Annotated in this window: 20 protein-coding genes and 1 tRNA gene; 19 read left to right on the plus strand and 2 right to left on the minus strand. The window is 29.3% G+C overall.

Going from position 1 to position 20,328, the window contains the following annotated elements; genetic code table 11:
- The first annotated feature begins 4 nt into the window (after nt 1-4).
- The 5 genes from O3801_RS01715 to O3801_RS01735 all read left to right on the plus strand — a co-directional run bounded on the left by O3801_RS01715 (nt 5) and on the right by O3801_RS01735 (nt 3,037).
- The gene (locus O3801_RS01715) at nt 5-454 is read left to right on the plus strand and encodes a Fur family transcriptional regulator (RefSeq protein WP_294681327.1); all 450 of its coding nucleotides are present in this window, start codon (nt 5-7) and stop codon (nt 452-454) included.
- The gene (truB, locus tag O3801_RS01720; RefSeq protein WP_371453834.1) at nt 454-1,377 is read left to right on the plus strand and encodes a tRNA pseudouridine(55) synthase TruB; all 924 of its coding nucleotides are present in this window, start codon (nt 454-456) and stop codon (nt 1,375-1,377) included. Before O3801_RS01715 ends, truB begins: the two co-directional genes overlap by 1 nt.
- A 10-nt stretch (nt 1,378-1,387) precedes the next feature.
- A complete protein-coding gene (locus tag O3801_RS01725) occupies nt 1,388-2,305 on the plus strand; it encodes a bifunctional riboflavin kinase/FAD synthetase (protein ID WP_371453836.1) in 918 nt (305 codons plus the stop codon).
- Nucleotides 2,306-2,460: 155 nt separating this feature from the next.
- Nucleotides 2,461-2,733, plus strand: a complete 273-nt coding sequence (gene rpsO, locus O3801_RS01730; RefSeq protein ID WP_003146386.1) for a 30S ribosomal protein S15 — start codon at nt 2,461-2,463, stop codon at nt 2,731-2,733.
- A 230-nt stretch (nt 2,734-2,963) separates the two neighbouring features.
- Nucleotides 2,964-3,037, plus strand: a tRNA-Arg gene (locus O3801_RS01735).
- Between the two features lie 57 nt (nt 3,038-3,094).
- On the opposite strand, the gene O3801_RS01740 is transcribed toward O3801_RS01735, so the two are convergent.
- Nucleotides 3,095-3,349, minus strand: coding sequence for a NifU family protein (locus tag O3801_RS01740; RefSeq protein ID WP_371453838.1), 255 nt, complete (start codon nt 3,347-3,349; stop codon nt 3,095-3,097).
- A gap of 461 nt (nt 3,350-3,810) precedes the next feature.
- On the opposite strand from O3801_RS01740, the gene O3801_RS01745 reads away from it, so the two are divergent.
- A complete protein-coding gene (locus O3801_RS01745) occupies nt 3,811-4,173 on the plus strand; it encodes a HesB/IscA family protein (protein ID WP_060913415.1) in 363 nt (120 codons plus the stop codon).
- 35 nt (nt 4,174-4,208) lie between these two features.
- Nucleotides 4,209-5,399: an NAD(P)/FAD-dependent oxidoreductase gene (locus O3801_RS01750; RefSeq protein WP_371453839.1), complete on the plus strand. Its 1,191-nt coding sequence runs from the start codon at nt 4,209-4,211 to the stop codon at nt 5,397-5,399.
- A gap of 163 nt (nt 5,400-5,562) precedes the next feature.
- On the opposite strand, the gene O3801_RS01755 is transcribed toward O3801_RS01750, so the two are convergent.
- The gene (locus O3801_RS01755) at nt 5,563-6,849 is read right to left on the minus strand and encodes an IS1182 family transposase (protein WP_371453841.1); all 1,287 of its coding nucleotides are present in this window, start codon (nt 6,847-6,849) and stop codon (nt 5,563-5,565) included.
- A gap of 290 nt (nt 6,850-7,139) precedes the next feature.
- Between O3801_RS01755 and O3801_RS01760 the strand changes: the two genes are divergently transcribed.
- The 12 genes from O3801_RS01760 to O3801_RS01815 all read left to right on the plus strand — a co-directional run bounded on the left by O3801_RS01760 (nt 7,140) and on the right by O3801_RS01815 (nt 19,918).
- A complete protein-coding gene (locus tag O3801_RS01760) occupies nt 7,140-8,714 on the plus strand; it encodes an aminotransferase class V-fold PLP-dependent enzyme (RefSeq protein WP_371453842.1) in 1,575 nt (524 codons plus the stop codon).
- Entirely contained in the window at nt 8,714-8,932 is a 219-nt protein-coding gene (locus tag O3801_RS01765) for a DNA-dependent RNA polymerase subunit epsilon (protein WP_003144942.1), read from the plus strand. The genes O3801_RS01760 and O3801_RS01765 overlap by 1 nt, the downstream gene beginning before the upstream one ends.
- On the plus strand, nt 8,925-10,595 hold the full coding sequence (gene rnjA, locus O3801_RS01770; RefSeq protein ID WP_371453844.1) for a ribonuclease J1: 1,671 nt from the start codon (nt 8,925-8,927) through the stop codon (nt 10,593-10,595). The genes O3801_RS01765 and rnjA overlap by 8 nt, the downstream gene beginning before the upstream one ends.
- A 2-nt stretch (nt 10,596-10,597) precedes the next feature.
- Entirely contained in the window at nt 10,598-11,266 is a 669-nt protein-coding gene (gene sdaAB, locus O3801_RS01775) for an L-serine ammonia-lyase, iron-sulfur-dependent subunit beta (protein WP_294683616.1), read from the plus strand.
- Nucleotides 11,267-11,276: 10 nt separating this feature from the next.
- Nucleotides 11,277-12,149, plus strand: a complete 873-nt coding sequence (gene sdaAA / locus O3801_RS01780) for an L-serine ammonia-lyase, iron-sulfur-dependent, subunit alpha (protein ID WP_294683615.1) — start codon at nt 11,277-11,279, stop codon at nt 12,147-12,149.
- Nucleotides 12,142-14,151, plus strand: a complete 2,010-nt coding sequence (gene recG / locus O3801_RS01785) for an ATP-dependent DNA helicase RecG (protein WP_371453846.1) — start codon at nt 12,142-12,144, stop codon at nt 14,149-14,151. Before sdaAA ends, recG begins: the two co-directional genes overlap by 8 nt.
- A gap of 9 nt (nt 14,152-14,160) precedes the next feature.
- The gene (locus O3801_RS01790; RefSeq protein WP_294683613.1) at nt 14,161-14,796 is read left to right on the plus strand and encodes a class A sortase; all 636 of its coding nucleotides are present in this window, start codon (nt 14,161-14,163) and stop codon (nt 14,794-14,796) included.
- Nucleotides 14,789-15,781 (plus strand): phosphate acyltransferase PlsX, encoded by a 993-nt coding sequence (plsX, locus tag O3801_RS01795; RefSeq protein WP_371453847.1) that lies wholly within the window; start codon nt 14,789-14,791, stop codon nt 15,779-15,781. The genes O3801_RS01790 and plsX overlap by 8 nt, the downstream gene beginning before the upstream one ends.
- Nucleotides 15,781-16,011: an acyl carrier protein gene (locus tag O3801_RS01800; protein WP_294683610.1), complete on the plus strand. Its 231-nt coding sequence runs from the start codon at nt 15,781-15,783 to the stop codon at nt 16,009-16,011. The genes plsX and O3801_RS01800 overlap by 1 nt, the downstream gene beginning before the upstream one ends.
- Before the next feature lie 214 nt (nt 16,012-16,225).
- Nucleotides 16,226-17,536: an isochorismatase family protein gene (locus tag O3801_RS01805; RefSeq protein ID WP_371453849.1), complete on the plus strand. Its 1,311-nt coding sequence runs from the start codon at nt 16,226-16,228 to the stop codon at nt 17,534-17,536.
- Nucleotides 17,537-17,657: 121 nt separating this feature from the next.
- Nucleotides 17,658-18,824, plus strand: coding sequence for an ATP-grasp domain-containing protein (locus O3801_RS01810; RefSeq protein WP_371453851.1), 1,167 nt, complete (start codon nt 17,658-17,660; stop codon nt 18,822-18,824).
- Between the two features lie 11 nt (nt 18,825-18,835).
- On the plus strand, nt 18,836-19,918 hold the full coding sequence (locus tag O3801_RS01815; protein ID WP_371453853.1) for a zinc metalloprotease: 1,083 nt from the start codon (nt 18,836-18,838) through the stop codon (nt 19,916-19,918).
- Nucleotides 19,919-20,328: the final 410 nt, after the last annotated feature.

Below are 20,328 nucleotides of genomic sequence, written 5' to 3' on the forward strand. Positions count from 1 at the left end.
ACCTATGAAAATATCAGAAGAAAAAGTTGATAAAATAATGAAACTTTTAAAAGAAAAAGGATATAAATATACTGAGAAGAGAAAAGCTATGGTTGAGCTTTTAGTAAATGAGGATAGATATATAAATGCAAAATATGTCTCTGAGACTCTTGGTAAAATGTATCCTGGACTTAGTTTTGATACAATCTATAGAAATCTAAGTACTTATGAAGAATTGGGGATTTTAGAAACAACTGAAATAAAAGGTGAAAAATATTTTAAAATAGGATGTTTAGAAACTGATCACCATCATCATCACCATATATGTTTAAGTTGTGGTAAAGCCAAAATAATTCATGTCCATGTATGTGATAATTTAGAAATAGAAGAATTGAAAGGTTATCAAATTGATGGTCATAAATTTGAGGTTTATGGTTTATGTCCAGATTGTTTGAAAAAAGAGGATAAAAAATAATGTTTGAAGGTATTTTACCAATTTACAAAGAACGTGGAATTACAAGTCACGATGTTGTTTTTAAAGCAAGAAAAATTCTTCAAATGAAAAAAATTGGTCATTCGGGTACACTAGATCCTGAAGTTGATGGAGTATTATTACTCTTACTTGGTGGAGCTACAAAAGTAAGTGATTATGCTATGGATTTAGGGAAAAGCTATAGAGCTGAAGTTTGCTTAGGTCTTAAGACTACTACTGAAGATCTTACTGGTGAAGTAATAGAAGAATGTAAAGTACGTGATATTAACATTAATGAGATAAAGGAGATTTTATCTTCAATGATTGGTGAAATAGAACAAACTCCACCGATATATTCTGCAATTAAAGTTAATGGTAGAAAACTTTATGAGTATGCTAGAAGAGGTCAATTTGATGTAGAAATCCCAACGAGAAAAGTTAACATTTATGATATTTCATTTATAGAAAACAGTGAGTATTATAAAGATGATAAGTTTTATTTTTCTATTGATATTAGCTGTGGTAAAGGAACTTATGTTCGAACTATAGCCACAAGTATTGGAGAAAAATTAAATTTACCTAGTACGATGAGTAAGTTAACAAGAACTAGAAGCGGTGAGATAACTTTGGAAAAGTGTTTGAAGTTATCAGAAGTTGAACAAAAAGTCCAAGAAGGAAACTTGGAGCAAAGCCTTTTAAGAAAAGAATATGCTCTTGAGGAGTTTCAATTTGTTGAAATACCGAAATTTAGAGCGAAGCAAGTAATGAATGGATTAAGATTTAGAAAAAATCAATTTCCAGATTACGATTTTACAGATGGAATAGTTTTTACATATGAGAATGAGGCAATTGCAATTTATCATCTAAAAGATAAAGATGACGAATTGTTATCAGTAAAAACGACATTTCCAAAAATAATAGAGTAGGTAGATGAAGATGGAAATATTTTATATTTCAGATATAAGTGAGATTAAGGAAGAAAATAAAAAGAGAGTTGCAGCATTAGGTTTTTTTGATGGTATTCACAAAGCTCATCAAAAAATAATAGGGAGTGCTGTAGAGGCTGCAGAAAAAGGGTTTATATCTGCAGTAATTACTTTAGATAAGAGTCCGAAAGAATATTTTGGAAAAACTAGTGAGGAATCTCTTACACCGACTAATAAGAAAAACGAACTATTAAAAAATCTTGGTGTGTATGAGGTATATTATTTAGAATTCAATGAAAAATTACAAAATTTATCGGCTGAAGAATTTATCAATAATATACTGAAGAAATTAAATGTAGATAAGGTTTTTTGTGGATTTGATTATAGATTCGGTTTTAAAGGATTAGGAACACCAGATTTGATAAAAGATAGTGGTATAGAAGTAACTGTTCTAGAAAAAGAGAAAATAGGTGAGGAGAAAATATCTACGACCGTATTAAAAGAATTCGTCAGAAAAGGTGAATTTTCGAAATATAATGAGTATACAGGAAGATTCTATTCTATTTCTGGTTTAGTAGTGAAAGGTAGGCAACTAGGAAGAACAATTAATTTCCCAACTGCTAATCTTGAATTATACGGTAAATATCTATTACCTGAGACGAATGGTGTATATATAACTAAGATTAAAGTTAATAATAATATTTATAAATCAGTTACAAATATTGGTTATAATCCGACAGTTTCAGATGAAAAAAATAAAAAATTTATAGAAACACATATTTTAGATTTCGATGAGGATATTTACGGAGAAAAAATCGAAATATACTTCTATGAATTTTTACGAAAAGAACAAAAATTTGAAAGTTTTGATCATTTAAAAGAACAACTAAAGCTAGATAAAAAAACTTGCGAAGAGAAAGATTACTAAAATCTTCGATATTGTTCAGATTTTAAATGTTATCTCTTGAATTATATTAAAAAATGTTGTACAATAACTTATGTTCCTTATTCGTGGTATAGAAACCCTCCAGGTTCTACACTAGGATTAAGGTCGCAAAATAAAATTATATGGAGGAAATTGCAATGGCAGCAATTAGTCAAGAAAGAAAACAAGAAATTATCGCTAAATTCCGTACTCACGAATCAGATACTGGTTCTCCAGAAGTACAAATCGCAGTATTAACTGCAGAAATCGATGCTTTAACTGAGCACTTAAACACTCACAAAAAAGATCACGCAGGTCGTCGTGGATTACTTAAAAAAGTTTTCCGTCGTCGTCACTTACTAGACTACTTAATTAAAAAAGATATCCAAAGATACCGTGAATTAATTAAAGCTCTAGGATTAAGAAGATAATTTTTAATAACAATAAAGGGAAGCAACTTGAGAAATCAATGCTTTCCTTTTTTATTTTTGTATAAAATTATGATGATACGTTAACACTGGAAAACTATTTTAGATAAGTTAATTATAGTAATAACTACTTTCCTAAAAAATATTTATAATTCTCTAAAAAAAGTATTGACATAATATAAAATAATTGATATACTATTAAAGTACTTCAGAGAGAGGTTCTTATTAAATATGTCTCAGTAGCTCAGCAGGATAGAGCAACGGCCTTCTAAGCCGTCGGTCAGGGGTTCGAATCCCTTCTGGGACGTTATCAAGAGTAGACTTTTGTCTACTCTTTTTTTTATAAGTATAATAAAAAAAGCGTCTAAACAACGCTCATTTTCACCTGTAGAACTTTTTTTATTTCAGGTATTTTTTCTATTAATGTTTTCTCTATTGCATATTTTAAAGTAATATGGGATAGTTCACAGTGAGCACATTCACCAAGGAATCTAACTTTTAATATACCATCTTTATAATTAATAAATTCAATGTTCCCGCCATCCATAATAAGTTTGGGGCGTATTTTTTCTAATTCAAATTTTATTCTATCTACTGTTTCATAATACTCTTTATTCAAAATACAACCACCTTTCTATATGTTATTATACTTGTGGCTATAAAAAAAGTCAATAAACTGAGTAAGCGTTATAAGATTTAATGAATACATAGGACAAAATCTGTATTAAGAATTAAAATATTTGAGTGAGAAGTTATAAACGTGAAGTGTTAATATAGTATTGAATTTGGGATTTTATTTATTTTAAATAGAAAAATAGTATATAAATTCATTAATATTTATCGACTACATTTGTAACTATTGAAATATTATTAGATTGATTATTAGAGCTAAAAATTTAGGATTTTATTGAACTTATATAAGTATACTGATAGAATACTGTTTCATGAAATTTTATTATTTTAAAAAATTCATAAAATTTTCACAAATAATTTTATAAAAAGTAAGCAAGATACTATTATTTTATTAAAAAAACGGTTATAATAATAAATAGAAAATAAAAATAAAGAGGGAAACATTTTATGGCTAATACAGAGAATCAATTAATCTTGATAACAGATGTAGCAGTTGGAAAATTCCAAGAGATGTTATTTGATGCTGATAAAAGAGATAGTTATTTAAAAATTTCTATAGAGTTACAAGGTACTCAAATGCAATATGCAATTGATATCAAGGATGAATTAGAAGCAGGAGATAAAGTACTTAACTTCGGCGATTTAAAAGTTATTGTTAATGAAGAAGACGAACTTCTGTTAAAAGGTCTTGAAATTGATTATGTTCAAGATGAATTTGGAAGTGAATTTACATTACACAATCCAAATATGATTGAAATTTATGATGATGAAGACGGTGGCTGCTGTGGAAACGGCTGCTGCTGCGGATAAATACAAAATAACAGTTAAAAGGAGAAATCAATACTATGAAAAACGTAGTAATTTTAGGTGCTGGTTATGCAGGACTAACAACTTTAAAAGGATTAAAAAAAGCTGCTAAAGCTGGAGAGGTAAAAGTTACTTTAGTAAACAAAAACTCTTATCACTATGATACAGTAAACTTACACGAAGTATCAGCAGGGAACATTGCATCAAGAGATATTTGTATCGATGTTAAAGATTTAGTATCTCCAGGTGTAGAATTTATTCAAGACGAAGTAATTAAAATTGATACAGAGAAAAAATTAGTATTAACTAAAAAACACGAACTTGATTACGATGTATTAGTAGTTGGATTAGGTTTCCAACCTGAAACATTCGGAATTGAAGGTATGGCTGAAAATGCAATGCCAATCGCCGATATTAATGCTGCAGAAAAAATCTCTGCTACATTAGAAGATAACTTCAGAAAATATGCTACAAGCGAAGAAAAAGATGTTAAAGACATCTCTGTAATCGTTGGTGGTACAGGTCTTGCTGGTATGGAATTCTTAGGTGAATTAGTTCACCGTAAAAAAGAATTATGTTCTAAATACGGAATTGATGAAAAATTAGTTAAAATTTACGGATTAGATGCAGCCCCAACATTATTACCAATGTTCACTAAAGAGTATAGTGATTATGCAAGAAAATACTTAGAAGATAATGGTATTGAAATTATTTTAGGAGCTGGAATTAAAGGTGCTACTAAAGATAGCTTCACTATTGAAGTTGATGGAGAAAGAAAAGAACTATTTGCATCTACATTAGTATGGACTGCAGGTGTTCGTGGAAACAAACTTATGGACGAAGCATTCCCAGAACTTTCTAAACGTGGACGTCTAGTAACTACACAACAATTAACAGTACCTGGACACGACGAGATTTATATCGTTGGTGACTGTGCGGCATTCATCGAAACTGGTCAAGAAAGACCATACCCAACAACAGCACAAATCGCTAACCAAATGGGTGCATACGTTGGAGCTAGAATCAGTGGAAAACAAGTTGGTGACTTCAAATACATCAACCGTGGTGTAGTATGTTCATTAGGACACAAAGATGGTATTGCAGATGTTATGGGTGGTAAAAAAGCTAAAGGTTTTGTAGCAGCTAAACTTAAAAAAATCATCGAAGCTAAAGCAATTTATGAATTAACTGACTTCGTAACTGCACTTAAAAATCAACGTATTCTTTAAGAAGAGTATTAAGTAAATTTGTAAAGAAGACTCTATGAATATGAGTCTTCTTTATTCAGATTGTTGACAAAACGACCAAAATATCAATGAACGTATTGATATTTTGGTCGTTTTTCAAAAAAATAAGCCTTATGGCTAAAGCATCAGTAGTATTAAGAGATAATTATATCTCTCTTAGTACTATTGTTTTCATATTTTGAACGCAACAAGACAACCAAGAGTACGACTGTACTTTGGCTTTACCTCTATATTGTGCATATCTATATCCGTGATTTTGTTTTGAATCTGCAAAGCTACGTTCTACTGTTTCTTTTCTTCTTTTATATAATATCTTACCTTCTTTAGATATACGTCTCAATCGAGCTTTATCATAATAATCTGCATTTATATGTCGTCTTATTATTTTTTTCTCATTTTTATCATCGCTTTTATATTGTTTATATCCATTTCTATCAATATTTCTGTATCTAAATATTTCACCTGTTCGTGTATCTACATATATATCTTTTTCATGTAAGTATTTAAAATATTTATTATCTTTTGATCTTGAAAATCTTCTATATCCTATTACTGAAAATATATTTTTTTTATCTAACTGTTTTAGTATATCTAGAGAATAATATCCGCTATCTAACGCAACTTTACCAGGTATTAATCCAAAGTTTTTTTCTATTTGATTTAATCTATCTATATACGGACCACTATCATGAACGTTACCTGGAGTTATATGGCAGTCTATAATAATATTATTCTTCCCGTCTACTGTTCGATGATCTAAATACATAAAGCCTTCTTCTTTATGATCTCTGTGATAATAACCACTATCTGGATCAGTAGTGTTAATTCGTTGTCTTTTTAGTTCTTCTTTTTCTTCATACTTAAAAGGCTTTTTTCCTATTTTTTCTCTCTCTTCATTTATTTCTTTTTCTAAGTCTAATTTTCTTTCTTTTACTTTTGTGGTAATTTCAATTTTGTATTTCTTTTTGTTTGCGTTAGCTTTAATGTGTGTTGAATCAGTAAAAAACTCTGTTCCGCCTACTAATTTTTTATCAATAGCTTGATTCACTATATTTATAAATATTTGTTCAAATATATCAGTTCCTTGGAATCGTCGAATATAGTTTTGTGAAAATGTAGAATAATGTGGAACTGGTTTAGAAAATGGTATCCCTAAAAACCATCTAAATGCAGCATCTGTTTCTATTCTTTTTATTGTTTCTCTCATAGATTTTATTCCATAGAAATCTTTTAAAAACACCAATTTGAATAATACTACAGGGTCTAAACAATTTCTTCCTGATGTGTGGCTATAGTATTCTTCTGTCAAATCATAAATAAATTTAAAATCAATCGCTTCGGCTACTTTTCTTAAAAAGTGATTTGGAGGAACTAATTCTGATAACGTCATTAATATTATTTCGTCTTTGATATTTTCTTTTTTATTAAACATACTAAAAACCCCTCTATATACTTATATTATAACATTTTTAGCACTTTTTCTCATTAAAATAGGCTGCTGACTCATGCAGTTTCTGCATTTGTCAACAGCCTGTATAAAGAAGACTCTATGAATATGAGTCTTCTTTATTTTTTGAAATGTATTTTGAATAGATGTTAAACATAATGCAATAAATTTGTTATTTATTGAGTTTTCAACCATGTTAGTTTGAAAAAAAGTTATAATTATGGTAAGATATAGTGTAGAGAAAATTTAACCAAATAAAGTTATGGGGAAAAATTATGATTTATAAAATAGTAAATACAGCGGAAGAATATGAACAAATTTTCAAATTAAATTATGAAACATTTGTTGAAGAAATTCCTCAACATGAAAAAAATGAAACAAAAAAATTAAAAGATAAATTTCATGATAAAAATATATATATTATAGCGAAAAAGAAAAATGATGTAATTGGGATGATTTCATTATCTGATCAAAGACCGTTTTCGTTAGATCTAAAATTAAATGATATTGATAAATTCTATAAAGGTAGTTACAAAAAACCTGTAGAAATTAGATTGCTTTCAATCAAGGAGCAATATAGAAAAACTAAAGTTTTTACAGAATTATTACAAAGAACGTTTAATTATATAATTCAAAATGCATACGACATTGTTTTTATTTCAGGTACAACACGCCAGGAAAAATTATATAATCACATAGGATTTGTAAAATTCCATGAAAATGTAGGGACAAAAGAAGCAGAGTATATGCCTATGTATCTTAAACTGGATAATGGTAATAAAGTTATTGAAAGATTGGCTAGAGCACAAAGAATAAACTTCTTACCAGGTCCAGTTGATTTATCTGAAGATGTAACAGCAAAATTATCTAAGCAATTATACTCACACAGAAGTAGTGAATTTGTTGCGTTGACTAAGGATACATTAGCGAAGATTGAAGGTATTTTGGATGTCAAACAAGCAACGATATTACATGGATCAGCTACACTAGCTAACGAAGCTATTATGGCTCAATTAAAAGGAAGAAATCTTATAAATGGGCTAGTTTTAGCTAATGGTGAATTTGGTAATAGGCTAGTTCGTGAAACAAAGAGACATGGGCTTAATATAGAGACTTATTCTGTAGGATTTGGAGAGAGCTTTGATCTTGATGTACTATCGGATAAACTTAAATCTGGAAACTATGATTTTGTTTATGTAGTTCACAACGAGACTAGTGTTGGAATATTAAATGATTTAGATGAAATTACTAGAATAGTTAAAGAAAATAACTTAGTCTTAGCAGTAGATGCAGTTTCAGCAGTAGGAGCAATTAAATATAGCTATAAAGATGTTGATTATGTAGCTTGTTCATCTGGAAAAGCATTTTGTTCTGTTGCAGGTTTAGCAATAGTTGGTTCTAACTGTGAGTTAGTTCCATTAGAAAACACACCATTATATCTAGATTTGCACTATGCGAACAAACTTACATCTATACCTTTCACTCAACCATCGATTTTAATGGAAGCTTTAAATACAGCATTAGATGCTTTTAAAACTGATGAAAGATATGAAAAGGTACAGGAAAAATATACGTATATGAAGGAAGGATTAAAGCAATTAAATCTTCCAATTATGAAATTTAAAGAAAAAGAAGTATCTCCAGTAATAATTACTGTAGAACTTCCTGAAAATATATGTTCACTTAATGTAGGTTCTTCACTTGCAATAAATAATATTTTTATTCATTACAAGAGTTCATACTTACAAGAAAGAAACATTATACAGTTTTCATTTATAAATATTAACACAACAAAAAATGAAATAGATTACACATTAAATATATTAAAACAAATGATAGGAGATTATTAATGGCAGTATTTAAAGTATTTTACCAAGAAAATTCAAAGGAGATTCCAGTAAGGGAGAACACTCAAGTATTATATGTTGAAGCTGATGGAGTACCAGCAGTTAGAAAGTATTTAGATGATAGAAACTACAATGTTGAACTTGTTCAAGAATTAAGTGAAGCATACTTAGAGTTTGAAAAACAATCTGAAGACTTCAAAGTGGAGAAAGTTAATGGATAAGATCATTAAAAAAAATGAAGTAGGTGTAGCTGCCATTGGTGGTCTAGGGGAAATTGGAAAAAACACCTATGCAATCCAATATCGAGATGAAATAGTTATTATCGATGCTGGAGTTAAGTTTCCGGGAGATAATATTCTAGGAATCGACTATGTAATCCCAGATTACTCATATATCGAGAAAAATGTGGACAAAATTAAAGCATTAATAATTACTCATGGTCACGAAGATCACATCGGTGGATTACCATTTTTACTAAGAAAAGTAAACTTACCAATCTATGGTGGACCTTTAGCTATTGGTCTTATAAGATCAAAACTAGAGGAACACAATTTATTGGCTAAAGCTGAGTTAAATGTAATAGATGAAGATACAGTGTTGAATTTTAAATACCTTAAAGTTTCATTCCATAACACTACGCACTCGATTCCTGATTCGTTTGGGGTAATTGTTAATACTCCGCAAGGAAATATTGTTCATACAGGGGACTTTAAATTTGATTTTACTCCCGTTGGTCAAGGAACTAACTTACATAAAATGGCTGCGATTGGTGAACAAGGTGTATTATGTTTACTATCTGATTCAACAAACTCTGAAAGAACTGAATTTACACAAAGTGAAAAAGAAGTAGGAAAAACTATCTCTAATATACTTCGAAAAGAAAAACATAGAGTTATATTTGCTACATTTGCTTCGAACGTATATCGTGTAAAACAAGTAGTAGAAGCATGTATTGAACATGGAAGAAAGATTGTGGTATTTGGTCGCTCTATGGAAAAAGCTATTAAAATAGGAACGGAGTTAGGTTATATTAAAGCACCTAAAGAAACGTTTGTTAATAGTAAATATCTAAGCCAAGTAGATCCTAATAAATTACTTATTTTATGTACAGGTACTCAAGGTGAGGAACTTGCAGCATTAAGTAGAATAGCTAATGGAACGCATAAGAAAATCACAATAATGCCGACTGATACTGTAATTTTTGCAAGCTCAGCTATTCCAGGAAATACATTGTCTATTAATAAGAATATTGATTTATTATCAAAACTTGGTGCAAATGTTATTACATCAAGTGTAAATAATGTTCATACATCAGGACACGGTTCAAAAGAAGAACAAAAATTAATGTTTAGACTTATTAAACCTAAGTATTTCATGCCAATTCACGGTGAGTATAGAATGCAGGTTATTCATGCTCAAACAGCGGCAGAGTGTGATATTCCATTAGAAAATTCATTTATTATGGAAAATGGTGAAGTGCTAGCCTTAACTAGTGATAGTGCTAGAATTGCTGGTAAGTTTGATGCATCTGATGTATATGTTGATGGATTAGGAATTGGTGATATCGGTAGTGTTGTAATTAAAGATAGAAAAGAACTTTCTGAAGAAGGTGTTATCGTAGTTTCAATTGCTATTGATTTTAAGAATAAAAAACTAATGAATAATCCAGATGTAATTAGCCGTGGATTTGTAAATGTAAATGAATCTACTGAATTATTTGCACAATCTAAAGTAATAATTAAAGATGCTGTATTAGCAGCATTAGAAAATGAAGAATGTGGTGTTTACCAAATAAGACTACAAATTTTAGAAGCTTTAGGAGAATTTTTAGAAAGTGAAATAGGAAGAAAACCTGTTATATTACCTACAATATTGGAGGTGTAAATATGAAATACAGAAGTGTATTTGATATTATAGGACCTGTAATGGTAGGTCCATCAAGTTCACATACAGCTGGTGCAGTGCGTATTGGTCTATTTACAAGATATATTTTTGGTGAACAACCAGAAAATGTAAAAATAACATTATATGGTTCATTTAAAGAAACATATAAAGGGCATGGAACTGACATTGCATTAATAGGTGGTTTATTAGGTTATAACACATCTGATAAACGCATAAGAACGAGTATGGAAGATGCAAAATTAGCAGGGATGGAGTTTGAGTTTATAGAAAGTGGAATTGAACACATTCATCCAAATACAGCGAAAATAGAAGTTGAAGCAGGCAGACATAGTCTAGATCTTATTGGAAAGTCAATAGGTGGAGGGAAAATGGTAATCTTTGAGCTTCTAGGTTTCGATGTGAACTTATCAGGAGATTTTCCTAGCTATTTCATATTTTATAAATTTAAAGACGATATTAAAAAAGATCTTTCAGTACAAATTGAAGAAATATTCGGTGATTTAAAAGTAAGTGAGATGTATTCAAGTTCTATTCTAGAGGGAATAAACTTATTAGTAGTAGAATCACAAAAAGAATTAACTGAAGATAAAATTAAGAAATTAACTGAACTAGATTATATTAATGAAGTAAAATTTGCAGATAGATTGTAGAGGAACCCGAATGTTTACTAGTTTAGCAGAAATAGTTGAAAAATCAAAATTAGAAAATAAACCAGTTTCTGAATTAATGATAGAACAAGAAATTGAAGTGAATGGCGTTACACGATCTGCAGTCGAAAAATTAATGAGAAGAAATTTAAATGTAATGATGCAAGCTGTCGAAGAAGGTTTGGCGGGAGTGAGTTCAAAAACAGGACTTACTGGAGGAGATGCTAAGAAGCTTCAAGAATATATAGATAGTGGCAAGTCAATTACAGGGAGTGACTTTTTAAACGGAGTTGCAGCAGCAATTGCAACTAATGAGGTAAATGCCTCGTTAGGTTTAATTTGTGCAACTCCAACTGCTGGATCGGCTGGAGTTCTTCCAGGTTGTATTCACGCACTTAAACAAAAATTCGATATTGATGAAGAAACACAATTAAAAATGTTATTTACAGCCGGAGCTTTCGGTTTTGTAGTAGCGAATAATGCTTCTTGTTCTGGTGCAGAAGGTGGTTGTCAGGCAGAAATAGGTTCAGCAAGTGCAATGGCTGCAGCAGCTATTGTCGAAGCAATGGGCGGAGATGCTGAGATGAGTGCTCATGCATTTGCCATTGCATTAAAAAATATGCTTGGTCTTGTATGTGATCCTGTAGCGGGATTAGTAGAAGTACCCTGTGTAAAAAGAAATGCAGCTGGAGCTTCAACGGCACTTATGGCTGCTGACTTAGCATTGGCAGGTATAAAGAGTAGAATTCCTGCTGATGAAGTACTAGAAGCGATGTATAAAATAGGATTAGAAATGTCCACGACATTGAAAGAGACTGCAAGAGGTGGTCTTGCAATCACAAAAACTGGAGAAAAATATAGGAGTTTATTATTCGGTAATGATTAATATTTTAGAAAAATCAGTAGGAACTATAAAAGGTGTAGGAAAGAAGTATTTACAAACTTTGAACGAACTAGAAATTTATACTATTCGTGATATTTTGTATAATATTCCTTATAGAGTATCTAGTTCTACTGATTTTTCTTCTTCTGTAAAAGATAATGAAAAAGTTATAACAACTGGAAAGGTAGAAACTAGGGTTAGTACCCAGTTCTATGGAAATAGAAGAAGTAGGTCATTTTTTACATTATCAACTTCTTCTGGTAGCATAAAGATAGTATTTTTCAATCAACATTACTTGAAAAAAAATCTAATTGAAGGTAAGGATGTAGTTGTAAAAGGGACGTATAATGCTGCAAATAATACGATAACAGCTTCGAGCGTAAGTTTCAATGTTGTTGATGAGAAGCCTAAAGGTGATACTATTGAAGTTTTTTATTATCTTAAACAAGGGATAACGCAGAAAAAATTTACCAAGCTTGTTGAAGAGTCGTTTAATATGATAGATGGTGAAAATATTATCTTAGATCTAGTTCCTGAAAATTTTAAAGGAATTTGGAAATTAGAGAAGATTTTATATACGTTACACTATCCAAAAAATTCTGAGGAATTTGATAAAGCGAAGAAGATGTTTGCTTTTCATGAGTTGTTTAACTACCAGTTAAAATTACAGCTTCAAAATATAAATAGTAGGATAGAGGATACTAGATATTGTGTTGGAGTAAACAATAAAGATATCGATGAATTTAAGACCAGTTTACCTTTTACACTAACAGGAGCTCAAAGTCGTGTTATTGATGAAATAGTAGATGATTTAAATAATCCTTATAAGATGGACAGATTATTACAAGGTGATGTTGGTAGTGGTAAAACTGCAGTAGCGGCAGCAACTTTGTATGCAACTATAAAAGCAGGTTATCAAACAGCAATCATGGCACCAACAGAGATACTAGCAAATCAGCACTTTGAGACGTTTTTCGAGTTCTTTAAAGATTTGAATATTTCTGTAGCTCTCTTGACTAGTAGTACGCCTAAAAAAGAAAGGAATACTATTTTAAGTCTACTTGAGGTTGGTGAGATAGAATTATTAATTGGAACTCACTCTTTAATTCAAGAAGATGTAAAATTCAATAATTTAAAATATGTAATTACCGATGAACAACATCGATTCGGTGTAAAACAACGTCAATTATTAAGTAATAAAGGTGAAGCTGTTAATTCATTAATGATGACAGCAACCCCAATACCGAGAAGTTTGGCAATCACATTAATTACCGATATTAAAGTATCTACAATAGATGAACTACCTGCTGGTAGAAAAAAAGTTCAGACTTATAAAGCTACGAACAAGAGTTTTTATAAAGTTCTAGACAATATTCGTATGGAACTTGATAATGGAAGACAAGGTTATGTAGTTTGTCCGTTGATTGAAGAATCTGAGAAAATGGACCTGCAAAATGTAGAAGAAACATACGAAAATATTAAAAACTACCTACCAGATGATTATAAAATTGCAATACTTCATGGTAAAATGAATAATAAGGAAAAAGATGCAATTGTAGAGAGATTTCTAAATAAAGAAATACATATACTTATTTCTACTACGGTAATTGAAGTTGGGGTAAATGTTCCAAATGCTACATTCATGATTATCGTAGATGCTCATCGTTTTGGTCTGGCTACATTACACCAGCTAAGAGGACGTGTAGGAAGAAGTAAATTTCAATCGTATTGTATATTAGTAACTGATTCAAAAAGTGAACGTATAGACATAATGTGTTTAGAAAATGATGGCTTCAAAATTGCAGAATTTGACTTAAAACAACGTGGTCCAGGTGACTTTTTTGGTACGAAACAAAGTGGTGTGCCGAGTTTTAAAGTTGCTGATTTAATTAATGATGTTGATTTAATGTACTTAGCAAAAAAATTAGCGGTAAAAATTATAGAAGTAACTGATAATAAAGAAAGATTATTACAGTATGTTGGATTAAAAGAAACGATAATATAGGAGGATATAATGAATAAAAAGTTAAAAAATACTTTTTTAAATATTCTTATCGTAGTACTTTTATGTACATCAGTAGTGTTAATATTTAAAAATCAAATTAGAGAATATTTAACAGGAAATGCTAATGATAAGATTATTACAGCTTATAAAAATAATAAAGGTGAAGTAGACATACCTTGGTGGCAAAAAATGTTCACAGATAATGAGTCGAAAATTAAATTAACAGACTCAATGTTAGGAATTTTAAAAATTGATAGTGTAGATATAGAAGAACCAATCTTCCAAGATGTTACTGAAATCAATTTAATTAATGGAGTAGCAACATCACAAGAACCATCAACTTTAGATGCTCAAAACGTTGTTATCGCAGGACACAGTGTGCAAGGAGTTGGAATAAGATTCAATAATCTTAACAAAATAAAAAATGGTGCTAAGATTCAGATTATTTCAAAAGATAAATTACGTACATATGAAGTAAACAAACTTTATGATGTAGTACCAACACAAGTTGAAATTTTAGAACAACATGAGAACGAACCGAAAATATTAAAATTATTTACATGTGATAATTTTAACCCACAAACTGGTGAATGGGAAAGCCGTTTTGTAGTTGAAGCTAAATTAATAGGAGAAGAAAGTGCATAATATTATGAAAATAGGTATTGATATACTAGGAGTAGATGAACCTAGTAGAATTATTAACTTTGTAAATAGTTATAAAGATGACGAAGTAGAACTTTATGTCTATGGACTTGAAGAAAACTTAAATCAAATAACTAAAACGGAAAATATTATTAAGAATGTTTGTACAGAAGAGGTGCTAATGTCTGATGATGCAGCACGTGTTCATAGAAAGAAAAAAGATGCTTCTATGATAAGAATGTTATCTGATTTAAATAATGATGTTATTGATGTAGCAATTTCAGGTGGAAGCACTGGTGCTTTTATGGCTAGTTCGCTATTTATGCTAGGGCGCATTGAGGGTATCTCTAAACCAGGATTAGCATCATTATTACCAACAAGATCTGAACATAAATTTTTACTTACAGATTTAGGTGCAAATGTAGAAGCAAAACCTGATGATTTGCTAAACTATGCTAAACTTGGTCAATTATATATGAAATATATCTATAACATTGAAACACCTTCGGTAGCATTACTTAATGTTGGTGTTGAAGAATCAAAAGGTAATAAAGTATATAAAGAAGCTCATAAGTTACTTAAAGAAGATATTGCTAACTTTAAAGGAAATATAGAAGCAAGAGAAATTCTTGAGCATAAATATGATATAGTTATTGCTGACGGATTTGCTGGGAATATTTTATTGAAATCTATTGAAGGTGTAGCAAGTTCATTAGGGAAAATGATTAAAGGTATCTTCTTAGAAAACTTGATAACAAAAATCTCTGCATTACTAGTAAAAAGCGGAATTTCAAAATTCAAAAAGAAATTTGATTACAGTGAATATGGTGGAGCTTTCTTATTAGGGATAAAAAAACCAAGTATAAAAATTCATGGTTCAGCTGATGAAAATGCACTATATTATGCAGTTCAACAAGCAAAACAAATACACAAAACAAAACTTTATGGTATAATGATAGAAACGATGGAAAAAGGAGAAACAAATTAATGGCAATTTTCGAAGAAGTAAAAGAGATTATTACTAAGTATATTAAAATAGATGCGGATAAAATTACTTTAGAATCAAGATTAAATGAAGATCTTGATGCTGATTCAATTGACGTTGCTGATGTAGTAATGGATATTGAAGAAAAATACGGATTTGAATTTTCTGATGAAGATGCAGAAAACATCGTTCAAATCAAAGACTTAGTAAAAGTTATCGAAGAAAGAAAATAGAAATTAATAAGTTACTAGAGTTTTACGTGATGTAAAGCTCTAGTTTTAATTTTCTATAAATAGAAAATTATTTTAACTAGCTATAAGTTAAGTATGATAAGATAATTTTCAATATTATTTATATCATATTTAATTTATTAATTTAGCTTTTAAGTGTGTATGAAATATGATATAATTTATTAGTAAATAAATAAAAAAGGAGAATAGTTTATATATGGAAATGTTATTTAAACTATTAACTGAACATGTATATATAATATTATTTGTTTCGCTTATCTTGGAATTTGCAGCGTTACCTCTACCAGGTGAGACGATGATGGTAGTAGCTGGAATAATGGCATATAATAATCATGGAAGTTATATAGGGATGATTGTTGCAAGTGCATTAGGAACGGTAATAGGAATGCAATTTTCTTACGAAGTAGGTAGAAGGTTAGGAACAAAAGCAGTTGATAAATATGGTATGTATATAGGTCTTACTCCATATAGGATGACAAAGGCCGCTGAATTTTTTAATAAATTTGGAAATATTGTAATAATTATAGCGTATTTTTTACCAGGTGTAAGACATATACTTGGATATTTTTCTGGGATTTCACGTATAGATGCCAAAAAATTCCATATATATTCAACAATTGGTGGAGTATTCTGGGTAGTTGTGTTTATAACACTAGGTTATGTATTGGGACCAAGTGCACCTCATGCATTTAAATTACTACACAAGTATGGAACAATGTTGTTCATTTTAGCAATAGCAGCATTATTCATCTACTTAATTTATAAAAAATTAGGTGCAAAAGATTTTGCTGTATATTTTAGAAAAAGAATGAAATATTTAGTAGTTCTTTTATTACTAGAAGCAGTTGTTTTAGTTAAGTTTGTAGTATTAGATGAAAGAGCACACCCAAAATTCAAATCTGTTATAATTTTTTATTGTTTAGGATTTTTAGCATTTGTAGCTTTCTTATTATATCTTAGAGTATTGTTAAAACATGATACGACTGAAAAATTACTTGTAGTAGTTGATTATCAAAAAGACTTTGTAGATGGTGCTTTAGGATTTGAAACAGCAGAACAACTTGATCAAGTTATAGCTAACAAAATTGATGAGTATTTAAAAGCTGGTCAAGATGTAATCTTCACAAAAGATACGCATTATACTAACTATCTAACTACAAGAGAAGGTAAACATTTACCTATTGAACACTGTATAATAGATAGTGAAGGTCATAATCTATACGGAAAAGTAGCTGGTTATGAAAAACAAGCTAAGAAAGTCTTTAATAAAACATCTTTTGGAAGTATAGACTTAGCTAAGTTTATTTCACGAAGTGACTATAAAGAAGTAGAGTTTTGTGGTTTAGTCTCTAATATTTGTGTATTAAGTAATATAATAATGACACAAACTTATAATGAAAAAGTAGAAATAACAGTGGATTTAAATGCTACTAAAGGATTAAGTGAAGAGGTTAACTCATCATTTAAAACATATTTACAAAATTTAACTGTAAATGTAAAAGAATAAAAAAATATGAATCATTTTCCGAACATTAAGGGAATGATTCATATTTTTTTTATGTTTTCATTGGAAAATTAGTGAAGTTTATGGTAAACTAATGAATAATATTAGGAAAGAAGGGATTATTATGAATTATTTATTAGTATCACCAAATTTTCCAACTTCACAGGAAAGTTTTGCAAGAAAATTGGTTGAAAAAGGAGTTAGAGTATTAGGAATTGGTAGTGAAAATTATGATAATCTAACTGATGGATTAAAGAATGCTCTAACCGAGTATTACAAAGTAAACGATTTAGAAAATTATGAAGAAGTATTAAGAGGTGTAGCGTTCTTAATATATAAACACGGTGTTATAGATAGGGTTGAGTCTAACAATGAGCATTGGTTAACGTTAGATTCAATAATACGTGAACAATTTAATATCCCAGGATTAAAACCTAAAAATTTAGATTTTACAAAGTACAAATCTAAAATGAAGGAAAGATTTATTAAAGCCAAAGTACCAGTTGCTAAGGGGCAAGCAGTAAAAACAATTAAAGAACTTGAAAAAGCTATAAAAGATATTAAATTACCGGTAATAGCTAAACCAGATAATGGAGTAGGAGCTAATAATACATTTAAACTATTAACAAAAGAAGATGTAGAAATTTTTAAAAATCAATGGAACCAAGATGTTGTGTACTTCCTTGAAAGTTATGTGGACAATGGTGTCCTTTGTACGTATGACGGCTTGATTGATTCTAAAGGTGAAGTTGTTTTTGAAACTAGTTTTTATTATACAAAACCTACTTTAGATTTATTAAACGATGGTCTAGATTATGGAAATATTATTTCTAGAGAAATTGATCCAAAATTAAAAGAATACGGTAGAAAGATTGTTAAAGAGTTTGGAATGAAGGAAAGATTTTTCCATATCGAATTTTTTAAATTTCCGAATAATGATTATATAGCGTTAGAGTATAATAATCGAGTGGCAGGAGGTTATACAGTTGATTTATATAATCACACTTATGAATGTGATTTATTTGAGATGTACGCTGATGTTGTAGTTGGTAATTCACCGAAAAAAGTGCAGAATAACTATAATGGTATTGCTTTATCAAGACGTGATAAATATACTTATAAATATTCTAATGAAGATATTTATAATAGATATTCTAAAGAACTTCGTTTAATCGATAGAGTGCCGGGAGTATTTGCAACAGCTATGGGAGAGTGGATGTATATCTTAGTAGATGAAAATATTGAAAATATTAGTGAAATGATGACTTATATTCATGAAAAAGATGAATAGGAGGATTGTTTATGAAAAATAAGATTATAAATGGATTGTTACAACTAGTAGGAATTATGGCTATAGGTGCAGTAGTTGGATACTCTGTAGGAAAAATAGCTGGAGATACACTTTCACGTGGGGAAACACCTAATATTATATTTTTATTATTAGCAGGTGTTTTAGCCTTCATATTGCATATTATAGTTCATGAGGCTGGGCATTTATTTTTTGGATTATTATCAGGATATAAGTTTATTAGTTTTAGAGTGTTTGATTTTAAAATTATAAAGGATGAAAATGGAAAACTTAAAATTAGATTTGAAAGACTGGCAGGAACTGGTGGGCAGTGTCTAATGAAAGCCCCTGAATATGTTGAAGGGAAGTTTAAGTATAAATTATATCTTTTAGGTGGTGTTATATTTAATATTGTATTTTCTATTGTTTTTTGGCTAATTCTACCAAGTTATTATACATTATTATTTGCTTTAATAGGATTTGCGTTAGCTTTTCTAAACTTGATTCCGATGGGATTCAATGATGGAATGACGTTCTATCATGCTAATAAAGATGAAACCACTAGATTTGTTCTATATTTACAATTAGAATATGTATATTATCAAAGTATTGGTAAAAATTTATTAATTGAAAAACCTGAAATAGTAGAAAAAATAAATTCACTAGAAATAATTAATACTAATTATTTAACTGATGCACTAGAATTTATTAAATTAGAAGGATTAGAATATTTCTTTGAGTTTGATGCTTTATACAATGAGGCAAGAAAACTATATATTGAAAGAGACGATTTATTACCAGTTTATAAAATTGAACTTATGGCATTGTTAGTAAAATTAATGAGCTTAGTGAATCCAGAAGATGAACTATTAGAAGAACTTATGAATGATAAGACTTTATTAGCAAGACTTAAACAAAAAAATCCACAAACGAAAAATATTTTAGCAACATACGAATATGGCGTGAAGTTAAATGATGAGAAAGCTTTAGATTTAATAGCTGATACAAGAAAATTAAAAAATAAAGCACCAAATTTATATGTTCAAAGTCTAGAAATGAAATATTGTGATTATTTAGAAAATAAGATTTTAAAATAAAAGGAAATATCAGTAGCTTTTTACAAGGTTACTGATATTTTTTATTTTATTTAAATATTTCCTAAATTAAATGATGATTTTTAAATTAAAATAATCTGGCTATAATAGAAAAAAATAGTAAACGTTATCAAAAATGATAAATTTTTGATAAATGATTATCAATAAATATTATACGTAAACTTTATAAAGTCTATTAAATTAACTAATGCAGATATTTTAAAGATTAAATTATGTAAATTGATTTTTAATATAAAAAATGTTATTTTATAAATTAGACAACTATTTTATTATGAAAATAAAGGTAGTTTTATAACTTAAATATACTTAAAATATCAAAAATTCTATTGACACAAGTATATTTAATAGATAAAATTGATTTAAGTGATGAAATAATTCTATATTAGATTGAT

It is taken from the genome of Gemella sp. 27098_8_149, assembly GCF_041433745.1.
GTDB lineage: Bacteria > Bacillota > Bacilli > Staphylococcales > Gemellaceae > Gemella.

Excerpts from the sequence above, each read along its gene's own strand:
- O3801_RS01715 (WP_294681327.1), top strand. The coding sequence starts at position 5 with ATGAAAATATCAGAAGAAAAAGTTGATAAAATAATGAAACTTTTAAAA.
- truB (WP_371453834.1), top strand. The coding sequence starts at position 454 with ATGTTTGAAGGTATTTTACCAATTTACAAAGAACGTGGAATTACAAGT.
- O3801_RS01725 (WP_371453836.1), top strand. The coding sequence starts at position 1,388 with ATGGAAATATTTTATATTTCAGATATAAGTGAGATTAAGGAAGAAAAT.
- rpsO (WP_003146386.1), top strand. The coding sequence starts at position 2,461 with ATGGCAGCAATTAGTCAAGAAAGAAAACAAGAAATTATCGCTAAATTC.
- O3801_RS01745 (WP_060913415.1), top strand. The coding sequence starts at position 3,811 with ATGGCTAATACAGAGAATCAATTAATCTTGATAACAGATGTAGCAGTT.
- O3801_RS01750 (WP_371453839.1), top strand. The coding sequence starts at position 4,209 with ATGAAAAACGTAGTAATTTTAGGTGCTGGTTATGCAGGACTAACAACT.
- O3801_RS01755 (WP_371453841.1), bottom strand. The coding sequence starts at position 6,849 with ATGTTTAATAAAAAAGAAAATATCAAAGACGAAATAATATTAATGACG.
- O3801_RS01760 (WP_371453842.1), top strand. The coding sequence starts at position 7,140 with ATGATTTATAAAATAGTAAATACAGCGGAAGAATATGAACAAATTTTC.
- O3801_RS01765 (WP_003144942.1), top strand. The coding sequence starts at position 8,714 with ATGGCAGTATTTAAAGTATTTTACCAAGAAAATTCAAAGGAGATTCCA.
- rnjA (WP_371453844.1), top strand. The coding sequence starts at position 8,925 with ATGGATAAGATCATTAAAAAAAATGAAGTAGGTGTAGCTGCCATTGGT.
- sdaAB (WP_294683616.1), top strand. The coding sequence starts at position 10,598 with ATGAAATACAGAAGTGTATTTGATATTATAGGACCTGTAATGGTAGGT.
- sdaAA (WP_294683615.1), top strand. The coding sequence starts at position 11,277 with ATGTTTACTAGTTTAGCAGAAATAGTTGAAAAATCAAAATTAGAAAAT.
- recG (WP_371453846.1), top strand. The coding sequence starts at position 12,142 with ATGATTAATATTTTAGAAAAATCAGTAGGAACTATAAAAGGTGTAGGA.
- O3801_RS01790 (WP_294683613.1), top strand. The coding sequence starts at position 14,161 with ATGAATAAAAAGTTAAAAAATACTTTTTTAAATATTCTTATCGTAGTA.
- O3801_RS01800 (WP_294683610.1), top strand. The coding sequence starts at position 15,781 with ATGGCAATTTTCGAAGAAGTAAAAGAGATTATTACTAAGTATATTAAA.
- O3801_RS01805 (WP_371453849.1), top strand. The coding sequence starts at position 16,226 with ATGGAAATGTTATTTAAACTATTAACTGAACATGTATATATAATATTA.
- O3801_RS01810 (WP_371453851.1), top strand. The coding sequence starts at position 17,658 with ATGAATTATTTATTAGTATCACCAAATTTTCCAACTTCACAGGAAAGT.
- O3801_RS01815 (WP_371453853.1), top strand. The coding sequence starts at position 18,836 with ATGAAAAATAAGATTATAAATGGATTGTTACAACTAGTAGGAATTATG.